This window comes from Amycolatopsis sp. SID8362 (assembly GCF_010550475.1).
Lineage (GTDB): Bacteria > Actinomycetota > Actinomycetes > Mycobacteriales > Pseudonocardiaceae > Amycolatopsis > Amycolatopsis eburnea.
On sequence record NZ_JAAGNB010001189.1, the window covers coordinates 1 to 1260 of the forward strand.

The 1260-nt window shown below is 74.4% G+C and carries 2 protein-coding genes; one reads left to right on the top strand and one right to left on the bottom strand.

Translation table 11 applies throughout. The annotated features are described in order from the left end of the window. On the top strand, nucleotides 1-311 hold a 311-nt coding region (locus tag G3I65_RS36985), incomplete at its 5' end, for an alpha/beta fold hydrolase (protein WP_160700210.1). A gap of 226 nt (nucleotides 312-537) precedes the next feature. Here G3I65_RS36985 and G3I65_RS36990 read toward each other — a convergent pair. Next, the coding region (locus tag G3I65_RS36990; RefSeq protein WP_240924604.1) for an amidase family protein at nucleotides 538-1260 on the bottom strand (723 nt) is incomplete at its 5' end.

A 1260-nucleotide genomic window follows, 5' to 3' on the forward strand; every position in this document is an offset into this window, starting at 1 on the left:
CGGCCCGCGCGAGGGCCGGGCGCGTCTTCGACCGGACGCCGAGTACCGAGCCGGCGGTCCAGCTGGCGAACCAGGTGGGCATGGTGTTCTCCCGGCTCGACTGCCGTCCCCGCTGGCGCGAGCGCCTGCCCGGGCTCGCGCTGCCGGCGCTCGTGGTGCACGGCCGCCACGACCCGTTCTTCCCGCTCGGCAACGGCGAGGCCCTCGCGCGGGAGATCCCCGGCGCGCGGCTGCTCGTGCTCAAGGAAGCCGCGACCACCATCCCGGATGCGGCCGCAGACGAGGTCGCGGCGGCGATGCTCGCGCTGTAGCCGGCCCGCGGTTCGAACGGCCGGCATCGGCGCTTGGCAGCCGCCGATCCTCTCCGCCAGCCGCCGCGCGGGGTGACGGGCACCGGCCCCCGTTCGAACGGCCGACTTCAGCGCCTGGAAGCTGCCGATCCGCTGCTCCGGCCGCAGCGGGGTGCGGGCCCCCGAAGATCGGGCCGACGAGCTGAAGACGCCCGCAGGGACCGCGGTGTCGAGCAGGCCGGGGCGCCTATCCCCCAGCCCGAACAGCCAGCTTCGGCGCCTGAAAGCCGCCGATCCTCTCCTCCAACAACTCGGCCAACCGCAACGGGGTGCGGTCCTCGAACATCGGGCCGACGACCTGCACACCGACCGGCAGCCCCTCCGGAGAAAGGCCCGCCGGGATCGCGGTCGCGGGCAGGCCGGGCATCGTCGCCAGGCCGGCCCACACGAGCTGGTCGAAGTACGGGTACTCCGCGCCGTCGATGGTGATGTGGCGTTCCATCGGGTTGGGGTGGTGGTCGTGCGGGAAGGCCGGCGTCGGGGTGATCGGGCACACCACCGCGTCGAACTCGGTGAACAGCTGCCGCCAGGCTTGGCGGTGGAGTTGGCGGTGGTTGTCCGCCTCCAGCCAGTCGCTGTGGCTGAACGCCATCGCGCGCAGCCGCACGGCGTCCAGGCCGGTGGCGCGGGCCTGGAGGCGCTCCAGGGATTCGATCGGGAACCGCCTGATCGAGCCCGAGATCAGCAGCTGCATGTAGAGCGTCGCCGCCTCGGCCAGGTCGGGCAGCAGCGCGCTGTGGTGCTCGACGCGGGCGCCGCCGTCCTCGAGCGCGGCCGCCACGCGGTGCACGCCCGCCCGTACCGCCGCCGACGTCGGGATGAGCGGGTGGTCGTCGAGGACCAGGACGCGGTGGTCGCCGAGCCGGTCGTGGCGGGCGGGTGGCAGGGCGACCCGGTGCGCCACGCCGTG